At 36.1% G+C, this 23,570-nt stretch carries 12 protein-coding genes; 1 reads left to right on the top strand and 11 read right to left on the bottom strand.

The genetic code is table 11. From position 1 onward, the window contains the following. Positions 1-82: 82 nt before the first annotated feature. The 7 genes from R8749_RS00150 to R8749_RS00120 are packed head-to-tail and all read right to left on the bottom strand — an operon-like array spanning position 83 to position 7,614. Positions 83-2,932, bottom strand: a complete 2,850-nt coding sequence (locus tag R8749_RS00150; protein WP_317698564.1) for a YfhO family protein — start codon at positions 2,930-2,932, stop codon at positions 83-85. A 52-nt stretch (positions 2,933-2,984) separates the two neighbouring features. Continuing rightward, the gene (locus R8749_RS00145; RefSeq protein ID WP_317696786.1) at positions 2,985-4,178 is read right to left on the bottom strand and encodes a MalY/PatB family protein; all 1,194 of its coding nucleotides are present in this window, start codon (positions 4,176-4,178) and stop codon (positions 2,985-2,987) included. A 46-nt stretch (positions 4,179-4,224) separates the two neighbouring features. After that, a complete protein-coding gene (locus R8749_RS00140; protein WP_317696784.1) occupies positions 4,225-5,016 on the bottom strand; it encodes a ChbG/HpnK family deacetylase in 792 nt (263 codons plus the stop codon). 11 nt (positions 5,017-5,027) lie between these two features. Next, entirely contained in the window at positions 5,028-5,849 is an 822-nt protein-coding gene (locus R8749_RS00135) for a PTS system mannose/fructose/sorbose family transporter subunit IID (RefSeq protein ID WP_317696781.1), read from the bottom strand. Continuing rightward, the gene (locus R8749_RS00130; RefSeq protein WP_317696779.1) at positions 5,846-6,670 is read right to left on the bottom strand and encodes a PTS mannose/fructose/sorbose/N-acetylgalactosamine transporter subunit IIC; all 825 of its coding nucleotides are present in this window, start codon (positions 6,668-6,670) and stop codon (positions 5,846-5,848) included. The genes R8749_RS00135 and R8749_RS00130 overlap by 4 nt, the downstream gene beginning before the upstream one ends. A 2-nt stretch (positions 6,671-6,672) precedes the next feature. Next, positions 6,673-7,173: a PTS sugar transporter subunit IIB gene (locus R8749_RS00125; protein ID WP_317696776.1), complete on the bottom strand. Its 501-nt coding sequence runs from the start codon at positions 7,171-7,173 to the stop codon at positions 6,673-6,675. A 12-nt stretch (positions 7,174-7,185) separates the two neighbouring features. Then, positions 7,186-7,614 (bottom strand): PTS sugar transporter subunit IIA, encoded by a 429-nt coding sequence (locus R8749_RS00120; RefSeq protein WP_317696774.1) that lies wholly within the window; start codon positions 7,612-7,614, stop codon positions 7,186-7,188. A 146-nt stretch (positions 7,615-7,760) separates the two neighbouring features. Between R8749_RS00120 and R8749_RS00115 the strand changes: the two genes are divergently transcribed. Beyond that, the gene (locus tag R8749_RS00115; RefSeq protein WP_317696771.1) at positions 7,761-10,304 is read left to right on the top strand and encodes a PRD domain-containing protein; all 2,544 of its coding nucleotides are present in this window, start codon (positions 7,761-7,763) and stop codon (positions 10,302-10,304) included. A gap of 18 nt (positions 10,305-10,322) precedes the next feature. On the opposite strand, the gene R8749_RS00110 is transcribed toward R8749_RS00115, so the two are convergent. The 4 genes from R8749_RS00110 to R8749_RS00095 all read right to left on the bottom strand — a co-directional run bounded on the left by R8749_RS00110 (position 10,323) and on the right by R8749_RS00095 (position 23,338). After that, positions 10,323-10,850, bottom strand: coding sequence for a hypothetical protein (locus R8749_RS00110; RefSeq protein WP_317696769.1), 528 nt, complete (start codon positions 10,848-10,850; stop codon positions 10,323-10,325). A 269-nt stretch (positions 10,851-11,119) separates the two neighbouring features. Next, a complete protein-coding gene (locus R8749_RS00105; RefSeq protein ID WP_317696765.1) occupies positions 11,120-15,805 on the bottom strand; it encodes an immunoglobulin-like domain-containing protein in 4,686 nt (1,561 codons plus the stop codon). Between the two features lie 187 nt (positions 15,806-15,992). Then, entirely contained in the window at positions 15,993-18,197 is a 2,205-nt protein-coding gene (locus R8749_RS00100) for a BspA family leucine-rich repeat surface protein (protein WP_317696763.1), read from the bottom strand. 320 nt (positions 18,198-18,517) lie between these two features. Continuing rightward, the gene (locus R8749_RS00095) at positions 18,518-23,338 is read right to left on the bottom strand and encodes an immunoglobulin-like domain-containing protein (protein WP_317696760.1); all 4,821 of its coding nucleotides are present in this window, start codon (positions 23,336-23,338) and stop codon (positions 18,518-18,520) included. Positions 23,339-23,570: the final 232 nt, after the last annotated feature.

The raw sequence follows: 23,570 nt of genomic DNA, 5'->3' as shown, positions 1-23,570 counted from the left end.
TGAGAATAATTCTAATTTTAATCAAAAATTTAAGCTTATTTACTGGGTTTAAAGTGTTCTGCAAAAAGCTCGTCATGAAGTTTTATTTCATTTTTTTAATTTCAAAAATACTCCAAATCATCATAAGCACCAGTCCGGCGATACTCATGAATAGACCAGCTTTTAAAAATGGGGTCTGATAAGTTAGAACATAATTACTCTGTCCTTTTTTAAGCTTAATTCCGACAAATGCATCATTAATCTTAATTATCCTGCCCTGATTAATATGCCAGCCCGTCGAATAGGGGATTGTCGTTGCCACAACCTTTTTAACTGGGTGTTTGATTTTAAGATCGATTCGGTCATGACCCATTTTAAACTTCAGATTTTGGCGGCTTTCATGCCTGACTTTTTTAGCAGCGCGATTAATAGCTGCACCTGTTGGAACTGCGACTAGATTAAGTTTAAAAGCATAATGAGCCAAGCTATTCGTATTTAGTCTAATCCATTGTTCGCGATCAGTTTGATCAGCAGAACCCAAATTAAGGGTTACATTTTTTAAAACCTCATAGCCTGAAAGGCGGGACGGCGAAAGTTGAGTAAAGCTGTTCGTGCGGTCTAAATAATCAGCACTTAAGGTATAACCGGGTTTCGTTCTGCCCAGCTTCAAATAATTACGCGCCAACCAGCGGTATTTAAACATCGATGGATCATAATTTTGAAAATCGTCTAAACCTTCTAAGCTGTTGTTGTTGTGTTCAGCCTGATAATCAGCTAAATTAGCCTGCCATAACTCACCGAAATTAAAAGGCTGATACTGAATGTTTTGAAATTCCAAATGCAATTCTTGATCGGCTAGTTCTTTATTGGGAGAAATCATCAATACCACTTGTCCGGAAGGTGAAATAAGCTTCAGCTCTTCATCAGTATTTGATTTAAAACTAACTTGTTCTCCTTTAGAATGGAGAATTGTCTGATTGTAAAAAGGCACTTGCTGAACCTTTTGAGCCATCTTAGATTTCTCATGCCCAGAGTGAGTTGCGACCGAGTCCAGTAAACTGGCTTCTTTTTCATCTGATGTCATTTTATGGAAATCTTTAGTACTGATCACATAGGACGGGAAATAAAAGAGCGGAAACGAAGAATCGGATAAATAAGTCTGCTGACCGTTATAAATAGTAGAATCATAACTTTGATAAGATGCAGGAATCATCTTCGATTTTTGATTCAAAGAGAGTTGACCGACGCCTAGATAATTAAGCAAAATATTGCGTAAATCAGCATTCCCGGTAACGTCATTTTGAATTGCATTACTCACGCCCAGTTCTTTCATAAACATATAAACATCACTATTTTCTAAGGACCAATAGCTTTCAATTGAATGAATGGGACTTAGAATCGGCAGGCTCGGAGAATATGTATAATCTGGTAATTGGGTATCGATGTAGGAGCGAGTAAACGTTGGCTGATCCTTGTCACCTGTCTTAGGATCAACTTGATAATCATTAACCACTTGTTTGACATAACCTTGCTGACGCTCGGCTAACTGCTGCACTGCCGATTTACTTAACAAATGATTAGTTGCTTTAAGATTATAGGGTTCGATACTTAAGAAAATCGTCGCTGCATTTATGATTGTAAACACGCTAAAAAGCAGCTTGGAGTTAGCATTCCATTGTTGACTAAAAAACAATGCCCCGATGATTAACAAATATTGAAACGAAATCATCCCCAAATCACCGTCATAGCGCCCAAAGCTTGATGAGATCAAAAGTGAAATGACCGCTACGACGCCAAAAATAGTAAATGCTATTAAATCTTTTTTGGTGAGCTTGGCATCAAGCAAAATGACCGCCGAAAATGCTAGCGGGAGGAGCATCAAAAGAAGCCAACGGTTAGAAGGCGACGAAAAACCATTGAGAATTCCGCCTAAAACGGGAAGCAAAAGACAAACTAGCGCCACTAAATAAGTGATTGATAAAACGCGATAAGTGCGAAAACGCCGGATGACAAAGATCATGCCCAAAAGTCCTAAAACCATAAAGCCGCCCATTAACCAGAATTCCGGTTTTATTTTAGGAACTAGTAACGAGCCTGGAATACTTAAATAGTAGGACAAGGAATATGTTTTTAGACCGTTTGCGATTTTGCCGCCCGAACGAGCTGAATTTAGCAGGAAATATAATGAAGGAACAAATAAAACGGCACTGATTAAAAAGCCGATGATGGCCCCCATGACGATTCTGCCAAAATTGCGCCAACTGCGATATTTTCGATGCACGAAAAGCTCAATCAGCCAGTACACTACGGCACCAGAGGCCAAAATATAAGCAAAATAAAAATTAACGAAAAGTGTTAAGGCAACCATGCCAATGAAGGGCAAAAGCGACTTTTTGTCTAAGGCGTGGTGAAGCGAAACGATTAAAAGCGGAAATAAAATCAGCGGATTAAGGAAAAATGGATGGGCAAACGAACTGTAGGCGGTATAACCTGAAAAAACATATATTAGCCCGCCTAAAGACTTAGAGAAATCTTTTGAACTAGGCATTAGGCGGCATGCTGCAAAAATAAACGCTAGTCCCGCACAGTAAAGGCGCACAATAATGGCGATTGAATAATAGTCTGGCAGAAAAGAAGCGGGAAAGAAAACAGATGGATATAAAAATGGATCGCCAATCACATAGTAGGAGAAAGTCTGCAGATAATCCTGCCCTAAGCCAACCTGCCACTGCCACATTTCGGGTGCTTTCCCGTGAAATAACAGATTTTGTAAATCATGATGAAAGTGAACTAAAGCAGGATAGTGCTGCGAAATTCCGTCCCCATTCCAAATTAAAGTCCCGCCGCCAATGAGGTGGGGACCAAATACAACGAGAGCCGTAATTAGAAACAATAAAGTATAAAAAAGATATGGATGCTTGGTTAATTTATGAAAATATACCTTCATATTCATATAATACAAGATTTTTCCACAAAAAAAAGCAGTCCCTTTTTAAAAAGACTGCTTAAAAATTATGCTTGGCCAAAGCTTCACGAATACTTTCAAATGCGCCAGTAACCGTTGAACGCGGGCAAGCCAGATTAAAGCGCATAAATCCGCTGCCTTCAGGACCAAACCAAGTTCCAGCATCCATTGCAACCAGTGCTTCGTGAAAAATCACATCTTCAAGTTCTTGATCTGTTAGTTTCAATTCTCTAAAATCAAGCCACAAAAGATAAGTTGCTTCGTGATTATAGACTTTTACCTGCGGTAAATTCTTGCTCAAGTAATCTTTCACCCAATTAAGATTTCCCTCTATATAATCTAAAACTTCCTTAAGCCACTCATCACCCTCATTGTAAGCAGTTGTTGTAGCAACGATCGCAAAAGGGTTAGGATTGCCAATGCCGACGTTGTTAATCGCGCGATCTAAGTCATAACGCTTTGCATCATTTTCAATAATTACATTAGAAAACTGTAAGCCTGCGAGGTTGAAGGTCTTGCTGGGAGCGGTACAAGTCATGATGTTTTGGGCATATTTAGGATCAAGATTGGCGGCAACATAATGAGTATGCCCTGGCATCACCAAGTCGCTGTGAATTTCATCTGCAACTACAAAAACGTGATACTTGTCACAAATTTCAAGCATTTTTAACAGCTCATTTTTGGTCCAAAGACGCCCAATTGGATTGTGCGGTGAACATAAAATAAACATTTTGGTATTCGGATCGGCACATTTTGCTTCAAAGTCAGCAATATTAATTTCATAATGTCCATTTTTGAAAACTAACGAGTTAGATACTAATTTGCGGCCGTTGTCTTCGACCGCATCACTAAAGGGATAGTAAACTGGCCGCTGGATGAGAACTTGGTCTCCCGGATGAGTGAAAGTCTGAACTGCTAATCTAATCGCTGTTACCACGCCCGGTGTGTGCAAGATCCACTCTTCTTTGAGCTCCCAATTAAATCGGCGTTTCGCCCAGCCCATGTAAGCAATTTCGGGTTCATTAGAACTGCTGTAGCCGTAAATGCCATGATTTGCTCTTTTTTCAACTGCATCAATTACCATTGGTGGACAAAGAAAGTCCATATCGGCAACCCAGCAAGGGTATTTGATGTTAGGTTCGTTAAATTTTTCTTTGTATGCTTCAAGGGACCACTTGGAAGAATTTGTATGATGGCGATCCACTATTTGGTCGAAATTATATTTTTTGCTCATTTTTTACACTCCTTAGCTCTATTATCTGCAAATAGGCCAAGTAAGTCTATTTTTTCTTTAAATCTCCAAAACTAATTAGTTCAATATCATGATCTATAATCCATCCTTTAAGTTCTTCTGAGCATAATGTTTCATTATCACGCACTCGCGGCAGTGTTAAAGTTGAATGGTCCAAAATATACTGATCAACAAAACCTGGATGAAAATGTAATTCTGTTATTAAACCATTATTCTCATTTTTTAAGATTCCAAATCGATCATTGAAGAAATCTTCCGGCTGAACACCTCGATCTAAAATGGACATATAATCTTCGTTGACTGGAGATTCTACTTGTTCATAAAGTTCTGGACTTGGCTGAACGTATTCTCCCTTTAAAGGAACTGCCGTGTGAATTTTATATTCTTTTGCACAATCAATTAAGGCTTGAGCTGAATTATCATCCATAGCAGAATGTGGCTCTATATGTGTCGGATAGAAGCCAAACATTTCACGAAACCTATTAATTTGAGCTTTAGTCTCTTTCAAAGCATCTTTATAAGAAAACAATTTTTTATGAGTTTTAAAATCTTTCGAACCAATAAAACTACCATCAGGCTTAACCAAACTTGGAATCTCTTTAGGATCAGAAACGGGATTCCCGGTTGTTAAATTAACATGTAGTCCTACGTATAAATCTGGAGCTTCTTTTAGTAAAGAAATGCCATGAGAAGCAGCTTCTTGATTAATCATAATAGAAGTTGACGAAACAATTCCCTCACGAAATGCTTTAATTACCCCATAATTAAAAGCTTCGGACATGCCAAAGTCATCAGCGTTAACAATTATTTTTTTTGTCATTTCAAACCTCCTTAAAAGACACCTAAAAATGCCCCAATAATTCCTAAAATAATGACACCAAATAATAGATAAATTACTTTAACTTTTTTTCTGAGTAATATAAAAATTGTAAGCGTTAAAACTAACGGTAATAAACCTGGCATGATACTGTTAAAAATATCCTGTAATTTTAAAGGAGTACCTGCCATATTCCATTTAAGAGCAGTTTTAATTGTCACAGAACTAGCTGTCATTGCCCCGACCATGATTAGCCCCACAATCGTCGCGCAATTCGTGATCAATTCAAACAATCCTGAATGAAATGCATTACTAATGAATTTTTCTCCTGAAGTGTAACCCACTTGCAGTAATTTGTATCGTGTAAAAATTGAAGGTATATGGTAAATAAGTAAGAATAAAATCGGTCCTAAAATATTACCTTTCATTGCTAGAGGAATTCCAATTCCTGCTGCAATTAATCTAATTGTTCCCCAAAAAATAGAATCACCAATTCCAGATAATGGCCCCATTAACGCAGCTTTAATCGCATTAATTGATTCTGGATCAAAAGATGGATTACGAGAATTCTCTTTTTCCATTGCTGCATTTAGGCCCATAATAAACGGAGCTGTTTCATAAGTGCAATTGAAAAAGCTAGAATGACGTTCAATAGCAGCTCGTTTACCCTCAGGATCATTTTTATAGTATTCATCAATCGCTGGCAGCATGCTGTACTCATAACCGTAACCCTGCATCTTTACCATATTAAAAGAGCTAAAAAGAAACCAGGAATGTTGAAACATTTTATTAATAATTTTTTTATCTTGCTGTTTTTCGGATACATCTTTCGTCATGATAAAAAGTCCTCCTCTTCAGTCCTTTTACTGCTTAACTTTTGAACATTGCCATTATTTACATCGCTATTTGATGATGAATTCTTATTGGCCATAAATTTTTGTTCAATATCATAGATCATTAGAGCAATAACTATTGCAATAATCGCAACACCTAAATTTGGTAATTTAAGATAAACGACCAACGCAAACCCTAAGAAAAAGTAACCAAATAATTTTCCTTTAAATAACATATTAAGCAGCATTGCAAATCCAACCGCTGGCAGCATTGCTCCGGCTGCAGTAAAACCATCCTGCACAAACTTTGGAATTATTTTCAGTAAATCACCAACTGCATTTACACCAAGAAAAATTGAGAAAAAGATAACAATAGTATTTAAAATTGGATAAACAAAAGACATTATAAAATTGTATCTAATAACCCCTTTTTCATCTCCTCTTTTAGCTAAAATATCTAATTTAGGAATAAAAAGTGCCATATACGCATAAGTTATTTGCATTAAGATTACCCCTAAAGCAGAAACCGGAACGGCAACAGCTAAAGCTTTTGCTCCTGATACATGAGTCAAAATTGCCACAGCTGTTCCCATTAAAGAACCAATTGTCGCATCGGCAGGTACTGCTCCTCCAACTGCAATAACACCTAAAAATACCGATTCAAATGTTGCTCCTAGAACTATACCTGTATGTAAATCACCTAAGAGTAAGCCAACCAATGGACCGACAATAATGGGACGTGAAAAATGGAAAACTCCTCCCATATTACCAACCCAAAGCACTACATAGTAAAGGATCGCAATTCCTAAAGCCTTTAAGAACATTGCTAGTCACCTCCATAAATCTTTTTAAAATTCTTGTCTTGTGCATCTGGAGTTAGTTGTGCCTTAAATTCAGGCTTTAACTTTGCGATAGCTTTAATATCAATTAAATCATCTTCATCCACTTGAACTGCTGCAGCTATTTTTTTCTGTGACTTATCATGCTGATTTACCGGCAGTAATCCATAATTACCTACATTAATCAAATCAATTTGGTCTTCTAATTTTTCAGCAATTTCTCTTGCATCTTTAAAATTTTGAACAACTACAAACATTTCCAATTTAGAAGCACGAGGATCTGACAAAATACTAAGTGAATCTTTTATATTTCGACAAATAAACTTAATATTATCTGGGACTGCCATTTTCATTGTCATTTGCTGGGTCTCATTATTCATAACAGCATCATTAGCAACTAAAATATGACTAATTTTTAGAACTTTTGACCAAACAACAGCAACTTGACCGTGTATCAATCGTTCATCAATACGCAACATTTTAATCATTATCTTCTCCTTTTAAGATAAAAATTCATCATCTGATAAAAAATCTTCATTATTTTGCTCCAAGTTAAAATCTATAATTTTTACTGGAGTAGAATCGATTATTTCTTGTAAATGTACTTGTGTAACTGGTTCTGTGTCTAGAATAACTGCTAATACCGTTGGCAAATTAACAGAACTGATTAATACAATATTGTTTTTATCCTTAACTTGAATCATCACCTCGCGGTTAACACTTCCGCCAATTAAATCCGTGAAAATAATCCCTACATCGTCAGCCCCCAGTTCTCTTATAAACTCTTTAACCTTCTGCTCAACATCAACCGGCTCTTCTTCTAAATAAGCATCAATAGCGATAATATCTGTTTTACCGGTTAAAACTTTAATTGAATTTTTCAATCCACTAGCAAATCTGCCGTGACTCGCTATAAGATATTTTTTCAAAATAAATGCTCCTTTTAGATAATTTAAGTTTTACTAGATTTTAAAAAAGTTATCGCTTACAATGCACATGTTAAGCGCTATCCATAAAAAAAGCACTAAAATTTAGTGCTTAATTAATCAATATAGTGTTTAAAAAGGAGCGACTATTGAAATCGATTGATAAAATATACAACATTTTCATTAATAACTTTCATGATCAAAAAGTTACAACAATTGAAGTAGCTAAAGCTGCTGGATTATCAAGAGGTGTAGTAAGTTCCTATCTTTCTTCTCTATACTCACAAGGAAAAGTTACAAAAACTCATTCGCGCCCTGTTTTTTGGCAGATCGTAAAGCCTAAAAGTAGTTTTGATGAATTGATTGGAGCAAAAGGAAGTTTAGCTGATGTAATTATTCATTGCAAAGAATCATTAAGTTATCCAGATAATGACTTGCCTCTTATAATTACTGGAAATAATGGCACTGGAAAAAAATTATTAGCTCAAAAAATGTACGAAGAAGCTCTAACGCGTAAAGTAATTACTAAAACTGATCCTTTTATCAAAATTAATGCTTCAGATTATGTATCCAACCAACGTAATTTTATTAAATTATTTCAAAAATCAAAAAAGTGCTCAAAATTTGACAATATTTTAAGCACTAAATCTCTCTTTCCCAATAACAAAGGTATTTTATTTATTCATGAAGCTCAAAAATTATCTCAAAACAACCAACAACTTCTTTTAAATTTAATAAAATCAGCAATAAGAGACATCAAGTGTCAAGTTCGGTTTATTATTTCAATTACCGGATTTGAAGATTGCCTGCTTCTAAATAAAAAAATAGGCTTACAGATTAAGCTGCCCGATTTTTTAGATCGTTATTTTTTTGAACGACTATCATTAGTTTTAAACTTTTTTTATTTAGAAGCACAAAAAATTAAACATCCAATTATCATAAACACGAAGATTGTCAAACAATTAACTATGTACGATCATCCAGATAATATTGCAGCCCTTGAAAACAAAATTAAACTTTTACTTGCTAAATCTTATGTCAACTTATTACCAAAAGAAGAGATTTATATCGGTCTACCTAACAAATTAAATATAAAAATATCTTCCTCCCAAAATGATTTAAATATTGAACTGTCAAATTTAATTAATAGTTTTATGCAATTAAAACCCTCTGTTTCAAGAATAATGGATGATTTAATTCATTCAATTAAATTAGATCAACAATTAAGTGAACAAAATTTCATTGTGATGAAATTACTACATTTAATTAATATCTCTGAAAGTCCTAAAACCCTTGATTTGATTAACGATCATTTAAAAATTAAAATCCAAACTGAATTAACTGAAAAATATGGTTTATCATTGCCCGAAAATAAAGATTTTTGGAATCGATGTTCACTTTGCACTGCTTTCATTGTTATTTACAACAAAAGCTCAATCTTTCGAGAAAACAATACTATTAAAAACACATTACAAAATAAATATCCAAGAAGTATTTATTTATTCGAAAAAATATTTGAAGATTTATTTAAAACAAGCAAACTAAATGATTGTCACTTCTTACTTTTCTTTATATTAATGACACCAATTGTAAATAAGATTGAAGGAATAAAATATAACTGTATTTTATTAGCCCATGGTCAAGGCATTGCCTCAAATATTCAAAAAGTCGTTAATTCATTATGCGGTAACTACATATTCGAATCCTTTGATATGCAATTAGATACTTCAATAAAACAAATTAGTTCTTCCGTAAAGCAATATCTAGAAAAGCAAAATAATTATGTGAAAGGAACAATCATCCTTTTCGATATGGGATCATTAAGTCAAATTTTTAACGAAATCAAAAAATATTCACACAAACGGTTAATCGTTATTAATAATTTAACTACCGCCATGGCATTAGATACAGGACTCCGTGTTCAAAGAAATGATTCATTTAAAGAGATTGCTTTAGAAAGTCAGCATTATGGTGAAACAACTGGTTCGCAATATTATGAAGGACTGGCAGATCATCCACATATTATTATTTCATGCATGTCAGGGATCGGTCTATCAACTGAAATAAAAGATGTTTTTAAAAGTACCCTATCTGATCAATTAGAAATTATTACAATCGATTATAAAGAATTAATAAATATATTAAAAAACAATAACCAGAGCTTCTTTGCAAATACAATTTTAATTTTAACAACCACAAATATTAACTCGGATTTATCTTTGAACATTATGAACATTTATGATGTCTTTGATCGAGACGCGTCAATTAAACTTAAAAAGATTTTAAAAGAATCGGGCGAAACTCAAAAAAACGTCAAGCTCTTAATTGAACAATTACTACACTTGTTTTCAGTGGAGGGGATTAAGACCCGGCTGCAATTTTTAAATCCTGATATTATTATTGAAGAAGCCCAAAACGCTGTTGCTCATTATGAGAGTTATTATAATTTAAGTTTAAATTCCAAATTAAAATTAAACCTCTATATGCACATATCTCTAATGGTTGAAAGAATGATCCTTAGAAAAGGCCGTTATGATGATCCTTCGTATACCATTGACAATGATTCGAAAACAAAAGAATTCTTTTCAATTTCGAAAGATATCTTTAAATCAATTCAAGATAAGTTTAATGTTAAAATTACTAATTTTGAAATTTCTCTTATCTATCAGCTTCTAAAAGACTGTTTGAATTAATTAGTAGTTCTCTATCCTTTAGTACAACCGGCCGAAAATTAAAAGTAAAACCACCATAACACAGGCAATTACACCTGAAAGTCTTCGAATGATCATGACCTTTTTTACCAAATCTGAAGGAACCGATACAAATTTTAAAGTATTATCCGGATGTTCATCTAAATACTTCTGAACAAATTCTTGCTGATCTTGATAGTTAGGCAAGTAGAATAGCACGACCCCAAAAACTAAAATCAGCAGAACTAAAAGAACCGTGTTTAACAGATAATAATATCCTGTGATCAAAAGTCCTACTGCGATGCCGATCAAAAAAATTGCCGCAATTAGAATAAACTCGAAAACTCGACTCTTTTTACCATATAAATGAGCCAAAGTATATGCTCTGATTGATAACTTGCGGCTGCGTAATTCCTCTGGTGTTAAATCTGGATACTTCTGTTTAACCAATTCTCGTTCTTGTTTTTTAATTTTAGAAATTTGAACCAAAAGATATACTTCAGCGAGTAAAACAATCGTCATTGAAATATACCAAATATTTAAAGCCATCGTGTTCCTGCCTGATTTTTAATTAGTTTTAGTTTATCACTTTAATTGTGATTGGGATTAACCTCAAATACTGCACATAAAATTATTAATAATACTTTTTGTGAGAATTCATTTGTTCTAATCTTTATCAACATTGCAGCTACTAATTGTATTTTGACGGGTTCAAATACGCAAATTCCTCGATTTTAAAAATTAGAATAAAAATAGAACTCGGTATGTTGCTCCGAATCCTACTTTAAACGTTTAGAGAATTATGAAATTTAAATTTTTTAGTATGATTTGTAACTTACGTATTCACCTTGGATCCACTGGCTTTTTCCAACCTTATAGAAGCCATTTTGCTTGCTACTTACTTTCCAACGGCTGCCGTGCATTAACTTTCTGCCTGGATAATAGCCATTTGTCGTACTGGCATTCTTCCATAAGTTAACGCCATAACCTTTTCTGTAGATAATTTTAACTTCTCCTCTTAGTGGAATTTCTGTGTTGATCGGACTAAATGAGATATACTTCCCATCAATCCATTGGTTACTTCCTACTTGGTAGTATGTATCTCCCTTCGTGTTCACTGCCTTCTGACTAATCTTCCACGAAGTTCCATGTCCTAGTCTCAGACCTGTACTTGTGCCTGCAGGGGCATTGAACACCATAATGCCATAGCCAGGTACATAGTTAATATGTCCTACTGACTTATATGACGTTATTTTCCAATCACTTGGATCTGGTGTTGTAGTGCTTTCGTTACTTCTCGGCAATACTGTAATATTTCTTATTAGAGTCGTTGTTGCTCCACTCGTACTTACTGCTTTATACGTTAATTGATAAATACCTGGAGTACTTGTATTAACTTTTCCTGTTACCGTTACTTGAGGACTACCATCTGTATTCTTACTAATCCCTTCGTAGTCAGGCAGTTTAGAGTAGTCTCCGCCATAGTTGTTGAAGATTGCCCATGAACCTACTACTTTATAATCGCCTTCATTAAAACTATCGCCGACGTTAATTGTTGCATCTGTACTTCCCTGAAAAGCAAACACTGGAGCTGAAGCATTACTTACTGTTACAGGTACGGTTATGCTAGCTGCTTTTTTGGAACCACTTGGATTTGTATATGTATATACTACTGGGTAAGTACCAGCCTTTGTTACATCTAACTTGCTCACATCTGCAGTTAATGCTGAGAATGGAATTCCTTTAATTGTACTCTTACCATCTGCTGTCTTCAGATCTGATCCACCACGGTAGAAGTCTTCTGAGAATCTGTTAACTGCGTTGTTGTAATCTCCTGTGCCATCAACATAACCTTTAGGCCATTGAGCGTATGAATTTTTGGTATCTGAGTTACTGATTCCAAAACCACCATACATGTAAAGTGGTGAATTTACACCAGCACCCGTGTCAGTCTGCTTAAAACTGTCATCATTTTGCTGCCAACTTTCTAAAAATGAACTAATCAGGATCTGTTGTAATTTGTTGCTTGAAACTTTTCCGGTAGAGTCAACTAAATCTGGATTACCGGCTACTAATGTCTTAGTTAATAAGTTCTTGAAGCTTTGTGGAACGTTAGCACTTGTTAATACTGCACCATCATCATAAGTTGTCGTGTATGGACGAAGACTGACATTAAAAGGATCATTACCGCCAGATACATTTGTTGTTGAGAATGACGGTTTTGTGTCTTCTTTAGTTGGAGCAGGAACCGCTTCTTTGTCATAAACAACGACATTAATCCGAGCCTTACCTGCATTCCTTTCATACTGAGGCAATGAAGCTTTAAGGAACTTACCATCAGAAATCCCATACATTTTTTTCATTGCTTCTGTAATACCTGTATAAGCAGTTCCTGATTTGTCTAAATCTTTAAGGTTAACCATCTTGTAATTAGGATTGCTTCCTTCACTATGGTCATCCTCAACTTTCTTAGTATTTCCATAAATTCGATTACGTTTGGCTGTGGAATCAACAACATCCTCCGGTGTTGTCTTAGTGCGATCAATATTTCCATCTTCGTCAAATCCAACATAATCAGGATTATCTTTTCCGTAATCGTTTGGTGAAACTGAGCTTACCGAAGCAGGTCCAATTGAATAATCCTGAGAAACATAACCATCTTCTGGTTTGTTGTTATTGTAATTCCCATGCGGATTATATAAATTAGAGTCAAAATATGCTACTTTACTAGCTCTTGTCTGACTGATAGTTTCACCAAATGTCATCTTGATTAAAGGTACTCCATTTGCATGCGTAACAGTGTATGGACCAGCTCCTAATGGAGCAGTTAAGGTCCCATCTTTGGTTATTTCAGAGTATGCATTAATAGAAGGAGTAATTTTATCTCCTACTTGGATTATTCCCGCAGAAGTTCCATTAGATAAATGAAAATTATCTTTATATTTTAAAACCGAAAAAATTCCACTAAATTTATACATGGATGCGAAATTAGGAACATTCAAGCCACCCGCATTCTCTTTTGAATACTCATTCTTTCCCCCAAGTTTTGCTTCTTTTCGTGGAAGATTAGATTGTCCGTCAAATGTACCATTTGTGTTAAATGTTTCAATAAAGTTTAAATGGTTATCAGCAACTTTAATTAGAGGTTTACTATCGAGATCACTAGTTTCACTGTATAGTGGATTATAGACACCCCAAAATTTTGAGTGTGTTAAAAAGCGGCTGACACCTTCTCCATCAATCAGTAAGCCACTAGGATTTCCAAATTCATTAGCTATGTTTACATATAGTTGGTTAACCCCAATTGCTCCTTGGCGAGCCCATGTAGTAACCTTTTTTGGTATTTTTATAGTATGAGTTTCTCCATCAGCAGTAAAATTTATTTTCGCTTCAGGTCCGTTAAACTCAGTACTTCCTGAACCATCTGTATTTCCTATTTGTAGATCATCGAATTTAAAAGGAATACTACTACTTGTATCAATTAAATTACTTATAGTTATAACTGAATTACCAGATGAGTTAACATTAGATTGGTTTGTTAAGGCTATATCTCCCGTCCATTTATTATCTTTAATTGGAACTGCCGTAACTTCAGTCTGGGTATCTGTTACAAGATTACCTTCTGACCATTTATATTTTAATCCTCCACGCCACTGTCCTTCAGCTTTTTTGGGGTCAGAACCATCTAATACGCCAGACTTGTCATCAAATTCTGCAACCATTGGCGCTTTCGCTCCCTCAGAAGACATTACCGTAGAATAGGGATTATTCCATGACTTAAAAACCCATGCATTTACTGGAGCTTCATAAGTGAAGCTCTTTTTTACTTGGGCTAAAGGATCTGATACCGATTGGAAACTTCCATTTTCACTAATCTTTTTAGCTAAACTATCAATTTTCTCGTCCGTGTCAGCCCCATTTGAAATTTCACTTATTTCTGGTAAAGCATAGGCATAATGCTGTGCATCCCAAGATTCTCTCAACATCGATTTACCATTAGCATCCACATCGTTTACTGGATTAAACAAATGTGTCACCTTACCAATATTAGATTTAGGCTGATTTTTTGGAGAATCTTCTTTACCTTCTACTGTATTCTCAAAAGAAGGTATTCCCTCCGAAGCTTCAAAATCTGGAATTTCAAAAGCAGAAGTTTTAGGATTATAAGTTGTAGATGGATATTTATTGGTATCCAAACTGTTATTAAACCAGCTTTGTGCTGTAACTTTTCCTTTGTATATACCACTATTTCCCTGGGTTCCTATAGCAAATTCATTATTTGCCTCTTTTCTATTATTATCAGCCACACCTATAAACCAATTATCACCGTTCGGCAATTTATTTGTTTCATTAGGTCCTGGATTAGAATTTTTTATAAATTTATGGTTATAGGACTCACCATCCCCAGTTGCATTAAAGTTAGAAGATGAGTGCCATGGTGCTCCTTTACCCTTTTGGTAATTACCTTGAATAGCTTTCATCGGCGCAACATTTTCCATTTTATAATTTGTATCTACTTTTGAATCCAGAATCATTTTAGCAATTTGTTTGGCAGTGGTGCCTCTTGGAACTACGATCGTGCCTTTGCCATTTTCATTAACCCAAAAAGTAGGACTATTACTACGGTTCCCGTTATTAACCCAGGTTTGTGCGTTTGCTACCATCGACCCATTAACCTTATAATTAGGATCTCTTTGTTTAATTCCACCATCAATATTGTTATTTAAAATTGAACCAGAAAGTTGTTCTGGCATCGTTTTATTATTTAGCTTAAAAATCGCTGTCGCTTTATTACCGGTAATCTTGCTTTGAGCAACAATCGTAATACTACTCGTTGCTTCACGGATAATATTTGCTTCGTTTTGCGCTACATTATCATAACCATTGATATAAATTTGAGCATATGCGTCGTCAGCATTGTCAAAGAAGGCTGTACCCAAAACATCAGAAATATTATGACCTAAAGCTTTACCGCTTGGATCATTAAGTAGTGCTCCCTTGATGACACTCTTTCCTTCATCATCTGATGAATCGTAATCCCCAGCAACTGCGGCTTGTTCCAACTTAGAACCAACCCCACTTTTAGTATTATTGAAATCTAAAATCTGAGCTATAAAACCTAAAGCAACACTATATTTGTTATAAGTATCTCTATAAGTAGCGTTAGTATTATTACCATTAGTGTCGTTAAAAAGAACTTTACGGGCATTTGAGTTAGAATCATTTGTTGCGATTGAAAGTTCAATTAATTGCTTAACTAGCTTTTGTCCTGTCGGATAATTACTAAGTGTATCTTTAGCTGGGTACCAATCCACCATCCCGTCGCTAGGTCCCGCATTTTGCAGAAGTTGATCATAATACCCTAGTCCAGGATTATCGACATCGTAATCCCAATTATTATCGGCCTGAACTGGTGCAGCTTTCTCTACTGCCGTCATTGCATTTGCAACAGGTGATAGCAGTAATATCGCTGTACCAACTAAACCAGTGAGTTTTAATTTCATAAATTCCTCCTCATCTAAAGCTCTTCGATTAAACTATAAAATGTTATCGTATTTTCCTTTCCTTTTTTTCTTATTATCGTTATTTTTTATAAGAAAAGTTACAAATCAAAGTTCGCTGCTCATAAAAAAATGCCTCACAATCGTTAGTATTTGTCTAACAATTATGAGGCTTTCGCATATTGGTAATTTAAGGAATATCACTAACTAACGTAAAAGTAATTTGCCCCGTATAATGACCAGCCTGCGGAATATCTTTTGGTATAGCTTTAAAGCCAAGTGTCCAAGGAATTACAATATTATCTTCAAAATTGATTGTCGGAGTACCAGAATAAATTGTTTGGGCTACCGTATGAAAATTAATCTCACTGCCAGTATTTGAATTTTTAAACCAAAGCGGGTCGCCGGCAATTGTTGTCGAGGAATCGGTATCCAATTGCATCGGCTTAGATTCCGCCGCTTCGATGTGCCAGGTTTTACCAAGTCGTCCGCTTCTAGTATCAGTCTCAGTTAAGGTTTGGGGACTACTTTCAAAAATTTGATTATTAAATGCTGGTTCGTGCACACCTAAATCAATACCTGTGGCTGCAATTAAGCCTTGCTCTCCTGATTGATCCCAGACATAAGTTCGCTTATCCGTTCTAGTTTGAGAATCGGTAATAATCGAATCGGCCAAAATATTAGGTCCTGCTGGATTATGAGAATCTCCTGAACCAACTTCGACCCAGCGAGAATGAGTTGAAAAATAAAAATTATTAAGACTCTCTAAATCAATAATCTGGGTTCTAATTACTGGATCCTTAAGGCCTACTTCCAAATATAGAGAATTAAGTTTAGAATTCGGACCAAGAGTCAGCTTCCATAATGAAGATGTCCCTTCAAGCATCCTCTGTTCACCGCTGTAAAAATCTACTTCATTTCTATCACGATAGATAATACTACTAGTATCAAAATTACTTAAATCAAGCGTGGTTAGTGATTTGCAATTAAGAAACATGCCAAACATGTTCGTAACATTACTAGTATCAAAGCTGCTAATATTAACCGACATTAACTTGTAATCCCAGGAAAACATATAAGTCATGTCTTTAACCTTTGAAGTATTAAAATGGCTAAGGTCCAAAGAAATTAAAGATTCGCAACCACTAAACATTGAATAAGCATTTTCGTTGTTTTCCAACGCCCACTGACCAAGATCTAAATTCACTAGGCTACGGCAAGAAACAAACATGTCCTGAGTTGTTTTTACTTGCGAGACATCCCAATTATTAATTTTTAAATCTTTCAAACCATAACAAAGGGTGAACATAGCTCTCAATGTTGTAACATGGCTAGTGTCAAAGTTGTTAAGATCCAAAGAAGTTAATGATTGACAATACCAAAACATAGACGATAGGTCTTGCACCGAACTAGTATTCCATTGACTGAAATCCAAACTTTTTAACGACAGACACGAATTAAACATCGCACTCATATCTGTAACATTTGTCGTGTCCATATGAGTAATGTCAATATTTTCCAATGAACTACAAAAATGAAACATCTGACTCATACTAGTCACTTGTGTGGTGTTTAAATTATTCATCCCCTCAATCGATGTAAGAGACTGTAAACCATAAAATAGTCTATAAAGCGATCCTCTACCCGTCACTCCTGGCTCAATTACCACTTTTTCAATTTCATCAGCACGGGAATACCATGGCCATTCAAAATCATGACCATAACTTCCAACAAAATCAAAATTATCTGTATCCCAATTCAGCTCATGTTGATGAATCGTTAATGTTTTGGACACACTATCTAAAGACCACCAAAGAGAATCTCCTAACCTCACAGTTTTAACATCTGAAACATTATTGTTGTTATCTACCGCAACAGTATGGAGATATTTATTATAATCAGTATTTCGATTTAAAGTTAAAGAGCCTGTGACCCCATCTGCGCCAGGATTTAAATTAATATTTGTGACTTTCCCTGTAGCTGGATCTTTTGTAACCGTCGGAGTTCCAGTTGGTTTTTCATCCATTGTATAAACATAGCCTTTTATCCCACTCACAACAGGTTGTTTAATATTATTTGATGATGAATTACCCGCATAATAATCTGTTGGATTATCGTTTGAAGTAATGCTAAAAACAAGATTGTCAGTTGAACTTTTTGGGGCAGAAACTTTTGGGGTGCTTGGTGCTGTAATATCTGCTTCTACCGATTTTGGTTTTATTGACTTTACATCTGTTAATTTTCTAATCGGGTTGGTATTTTTGTTTTTAGTTAGTGAATTAGTCTGAAAATAAGCAGCTTTGTCTTTATTATTTGGTCTAATTGAAAGAAATAAAATTAAGACACCAATAAAAACTACAAACACGAAACCTATTTTTCTTGAAATTTTGCTCATCGACTGCCTCCCGATTTACAAATTTACATTTATTATTAAATTGTGGATAAATATTACTTAAATATGCTATGTGGCAGTGATCCGATTGTTTGAACACGGCTTTGCTGTCTGATATAAATAAATGAAAAGTACATGCCCAAATATTAGGCTTAGTAAATTTTCTAGGAACCAAATATAAGGTTTGATTGTTATTGTAAACTCAAATGTTTTTTTAAAATTAAAATGCCTTATTTAATAATAGTCTGTATTACAGGATTAAGCAAACATTAAAAAAGGACTCGGTAAGTTGCTCCGAATCCTTCTTTATGCAATTTATTTTATTAATATTCTTTAAAACTGACATAGTCGCCCTGGATCCACTGATCCTTACCAACTTTATAGAAGCCATTTTGTTTGCCGGAGGTCTTCCAGCGGCTGCCATGCATGAGTTTGCGTCCTGGATAGTAACCGCCTGTAGTGCTTGCTGACTTCCAAAGGTTGACGCCATAACCCTTCTTATAGACAATCTGGACGTCACCTTTTAACAGAATCATTGTAGTGATCGGACTAAATGAGACATACTTGCCATTAATCCATTGGTTACTGCCAACCCGGTAAAAAACCTCACCTTTGGCGTTGACGGCTTTTTGACCAATCTTCCAAGCAGTTCCGTGATTTAATCTCACACCTGTTGAAGTTCCGCCCGGCGCATTGTAGACCATGATTCCATAGCCCGGTACATAATTAATGTAGCCGACTGCTTTGTTATTAGTAATTGTCCAATCAGCAGCAGTTTCTTTTGGTAAAACTGTGATATTACGCACCATCTCCGTAACAGCACCTGTCGTACTCGTTGCTTTATAAGTTAATTGATAAATTCCTGGCCTCAGAGTATCTACTATGCCCTTTACCGTCACCCGGGGGGTCCCGTCTGAGTTCTTGGCGATCCCTTCATAATTAGAGATCTTATTGTAATCTCCGCCGTATTTATTGAAAATGGCCCACGAACCGACAACTTTATAGTCGTTATCCTTAAAACTATCTCCCACATGAATTGCTAAATCTGTTGTCTTTTGAAAACTAAATACCGGTGTGCTAGCATCACCTACTGTCACAGGTACGGTAATTTTGGCTGCATCACTCGCATTATTTGGATTAGTGTACGTATAAACTACGGGATAAGTCCCCGCCTTAGTTACGTCGACCTTGCTGACATCAGCGCTCAAAGTTGAAAATGGGATACCTTTAATTGTGCTGCCATTAACAGTTTTCAAATCATTGCTCCCACGATAAAAATCATCCGGGTAATTATTAATAATGCTCTGATATTCACTGCTGTTATCAGCGTACCCTTTTGGCCACTGAGCATAGGAATTCTTGGTATCGGAATTGCTGATGCCAAAACCGCCATAAAGATAAAGCGGCGAACTAACTCCCAAGCCGGTATCAGTTTGGTTAAAACTGCCGTCATTTTGCTGCCAGCTGGCGAGGAACGAACTAACCAAAATCTGCTGCAGCTTTGCGGTGCTGCCGACTAAATCAGGATTACCAGCAACCAGCACTTTGCTCAATAAATTCTTGAAGTTCTGTGGTACATCGGCTGATTTTAAAACTGCGCCGTCGTCATAAGTGGTTGTATATGGTCTAAAACTAACGTTGAACGGATCGTTGCCCCCGCTAATATCGGTTGTCGAAAATGATGGCTTCGTATCTTGTTTACTAGGAGCAGAAACGGCTGCTTTGTCATAAATTACCACGTTGATGCGAACTTTACCGGCATTCTTTTTAACTCTTGGTAATGTTGCTTCAACCCACTTAGTTTGTTTAACATCATTAATTGATTTACCAGTAACTTTAGCTACTTCTCCTGCTAAACTTTCGGTCGCTACACCTTGTTTTGCAGCTGCATCATCAATGGTGACTAATTTATAGCCGGTCCCGTCAGTCCCGTGACCATTGCCATCGGTTCCTGAATCAGTGAATTCTTTTCGCGGCTGTTTATCCCCTTCATTGTTATCTGAATTTTGCGTTGGATCATTATACTTCACAGCTAATTGTAAAATTTTAGCAGCATTATCTTCAGTGGATTTACCAGCAGGATCATTTTTGGCATACGGATAGTAAGTTCCATTAATTGTAATCCCAGAACCTGGCAGACCTGGATCTGTAATCATATCAGTTGATACCGGCCCAATTGAGAAATCTTGCGAGACAAAGAAGCGGCTATTGTTTTTATGATTGGCATTTTCTTTTGAGAATTCCCCTTTAGGGTTATTGTAGAGATTGGAATTAAAATAGGCTCGCTTTGATGCTGCAGTTTGAATCAAGTGATCGTTCATTGTCATATCACTAACTTTATATTTCCCTGGACTTCCAGGATCAGCAGTAAGTTTTACTGAACCGGCTAAATAATATTTTGCTTCAAAATTTGGGGAGTCCACTTGTCCTAAAGTACTTGAATCATATCCACTATGATGGTCTGCTGCATTTTTGTTATAAATTAGAGGCGCTGGAGTGTCGGTGTAACTGCCATCGCTATTTTTCGTTGTCTTATTTTTATCCCACACTTGAACGAAAGACTGAGAATCATCTGCAAAACTAGCATACTTGAAATCAGGATTCATCGAAAATGATGGCGTATCTCCAAGAAAGTGATACTTTTGGTTTCTCGAAATCACATCTCCCATATTCAAATCGTGATCATACACAACTATTGGATTAGTAGAAATATCATTTCCTTTTTCTATCCCTATAATATTTCCACTTCCTACATTCAAGCCATCAGTTCCAATTAAACCGAATTTATTTAAAATTCCCTGATTATTAGCTGGCCCTCCAGGTGCTGTAAGAGTGAAGATCGGATCAGTAGACCCTGAACCTGATGGGTCAGGCACTCTGACTTTTAATGCAGGGTCTCCGGAAGAAACTCTCGTATTATAAACTCCCGCGTAAAAATATAATCCTTCAAGACCTGTCCCCGTTTTCTGTACAATTTTAGCTGTAGTATCGGAAGTTAACGGAATTGTTTTCGGATCATCCTTCTTAGGGAACTCTTCATTGGTATCACCATAATTCATTGCTTCCTGCGGTTGAATTGTTGAGTTTTCCCATTTTGATTCAATCGGATTACCGTCCCTTGTCTGCGCACCCCCACTGCTCATAACGGTAGAATAAGGATTGTTATAAGATTTATAAACCCATGATTCAACTGGCACTTCGTAGGTAAAACTTTTCTTGATCTCACCATTAACTGAAGTATCGGTAAAACTGCCATTATTAGAAATTTCTTTTGCAATTTCATCAGAACTAGAAGCCTGAATCTTTGGACTGTTCATGGCAAAGTGATTGGCATCATAGGATTCTTTAAAGTAACTAGAAGGAGAAAATAAATGTTTTACCTTACCAACATCAGTAAATTTCTTAGTTGGATCAGCATCATATGTAGGAAATGTGGGATAGAAATCAGGTGCTTTCTCTCCCTCAACACCAGCAAGCTTTGCTCCAGTCTTTGTCCGATCAGGATAAATCGAATTTGAATAATCAGTTGAATCATCCTTTTTACTTCCTGGTACGTCATAAGGATAACCCTCAGAAGTATCTACATTGGGAATTTCTTTGGAAGATTTTGTATTCCAGATTCCATTAAAAAGCACGTTAGTATCGATCATATGCAGATCAGCGTTTGAAGCAGCTCCGCCAAACCATCCATCTTTAGTTGGTACATTGTCTTGACCAGTAAGATAATTGGGCGAATGATGATTAGCAGATCCAAAAACTTTAACGTCATCGTAATTATGCGATTCTGGATCTCCAGTACCTTTACTTCCCACATCAGTATTAAAAACATTGTTGTATTCTCTAAATTGAGCATCATAAAAACCAAACGGTCCATTAGGTCCGTACGCTACAGCTGGAGCATAATTATAATATGACTGTACTGATGGCTTATCTGAATTAATGCTCGAATTTCCGATTCTTATGTCATTTCCATCGTTATCCGGAACGTGATGAAGTCTAACCGGTTCTGCCTCCCGCTGATAAAAGTGATTGTAAGAAACTTTCCCTAATGTAGATTTACCAATCTTCTTATTGCCATCTTTTGCATTAACACCTGTTGCTGCCTGCACAGCTTTCATTGGAGCCGAACCTTCTAAAGTGTTGTTCGTTTTAACCTGCTTCTTAGCAATAATATCAGCAATTTGTTTTGCTGTGGTCCCACGAGGCACGACAACGGTTCCATCGCCATTTTTCCCGTCAATCCAAAAAGTTGATTCCTTAGAAAAAGCGATATTATCGATCGTCGACTGCGGCGAAGTGGTCATATTGAGCCCAGCAATATCAGTACCGTTATCTGAATCTTTCGCATAGACACTGCCGTCAACGTAATTATTAAGCTTGGATTCTTTGATATCCTCAGGCATCGTCTTATTATTCAGTTTAAAAATAGCAGTTGCCTTTTTGCCGGTACTCTTGCTTTGCGCAACCAGTGTAATGCTCGAAGTTGCTTCACGAACAATATTAGCTTCGTTTTGCGCAACGTTATCATATCCATTTACATAAATCTGGGCATACGCATCATCAGCCTGACCAAAAAAAGCTGTCCCTAAAACATCAGAGATATTATGGCCTAAATTCTTATTGCTCGGGTCTTCTAAAATTTTACCTCTGATTACGTTAGTCCCGTCAAGATCTTGCGGATCATTATCTCCAGCCACTGCAGCCTGTTCCAGTTTCGCACCAACTCCACTTTTAGCATTATTAAAATCTAAAATTTGAGCAATAAAACCAAGCGCAACACTATACTTAGCGTAAGTGTCCCGATAATTAGCGTTACTGTTGTTGCCGGTTGTATCGTTAAAAAGCACTTTACGCGCATTCGAATCCTTATCATTAGTCGCGATGGAGAGTTCAATCAGCTGCTGAACTAGCTTTTGGCCCGTCGGATGGTCACTGATGGCATCTTTCGTGGGATACCAGTCGACAATTCCATCGCTTGGACCTGCATTTTGCAGTAATTTATCGTAATCGCCAAGTTCTGGATCATCAATATCGTAGTCCCAATTATTTTCAGCATGAACCGGCACCAGCGAAAACATCGCACTCATTATTGGCGACAGCAGCAACAAAGCTATACTAGCTAAACTAGTAAGTTTTGACTTCATTAATTCCTCCTATTTGTAAAGTAATCAACTATAACTATGTATCTTCATTATAACTAAATTCCCGGCTGGACCAAACTAAAAAAGCTCGATTTCTCAAGCTTTACAATATTAGTATGATTTAAAACTTGCGTGATCAACTAGTATAGTCAAAGATATAAGAACCATTGGATTTACTGGGCAGAAAGAGAAGCCTTGATACATAAAGGATTGTTCCCCTTGACGGATTTACTTG

Origin of the sequence: Xylocopilactobacillus apis (assembly GCF_033095965.1) — a bacterium.
In the GTDB taxonomy this organism is placed as follows: domain Bacteria; phylum Bacillota; class Bacilli; order Lactobacillales; family Lactobacillaceae; genus Xylocopilactobacillus; species Xylocopilactobacillus apis.
The sequence above is the reverse complement of the archived record's forward strand: the minus strand, read 5'-3'. Positions and strand labels throughout refer to the sequence as shown.

Coding starts and splice junctions, on each gene's coding strand:
- R8749_RS00150 (WP_317698564.1), bottom strand. CDS start 2,932: ATGAATATGAAGGTATATTTTCATAAATTAACCAAGCATCCATATCTT.
- R8749_RS00145 (WP_317696786.1), bottom strand. CDS start 4,178: ATGAGCAAAAAATATAATTTCGACCAAATAGTGGATCGCCATCATACA.
- R8749_RS00140 (WP_317696784.1), bottom strand. CDS start 5,016: ATGACAAAAAAAATAATTGTTAACGCTGATGACTTTGGCATGTCCGAA.
- R8749_RS00135 (WP_317696781.1), bottom strand. CDS start 5,849: ATGACGAAAGATGTATCCGAAAAACAGCAAGATAAAAAAATTATTAAT.
- R8749_RS00130 (WP_317696779.1), bottom strand. CDS start 6,670: ATGTTCTTAAAGGCTTTAGGAATTGCGATCCTTTACTATGTAGTGCTT.
- R8749_RS00125 (WP_317696776.1), bottom strand. CDS start 7,173: ATGATTAAAATGTTGCGTATTGATGAACGATTGATACACGGTCAAGTT.
- R8749_RS00110 (WP_317696769.1), bottom strand. CDS start 10,850: ATGGCTTTAAATATTTGGTATATTTCAATGACGATTGTTTTACTCGCT.
- R8749_RS00105 (WP_317696765.1), bottom strand. CDS start 15,805: ATGAAATTAAAACTCACTGGTTTAGTTGGTACAGCGATATTACTGCTA.
- R8749_RS00100 (WP_317696763.1), bottom strand. CDS start 18,197: ATGAGCAAAATTTCAAGAAAAATAGGTTTCGTGTTTGTAGTTTTTATT.
- R8749_RS00095 (WP_317696760.1), bottom strand. CDS start 23,338: ATGAAGTCAAAACTTACTAGTTTAGCTAGTATAGCTTTGTTGCTGCTG.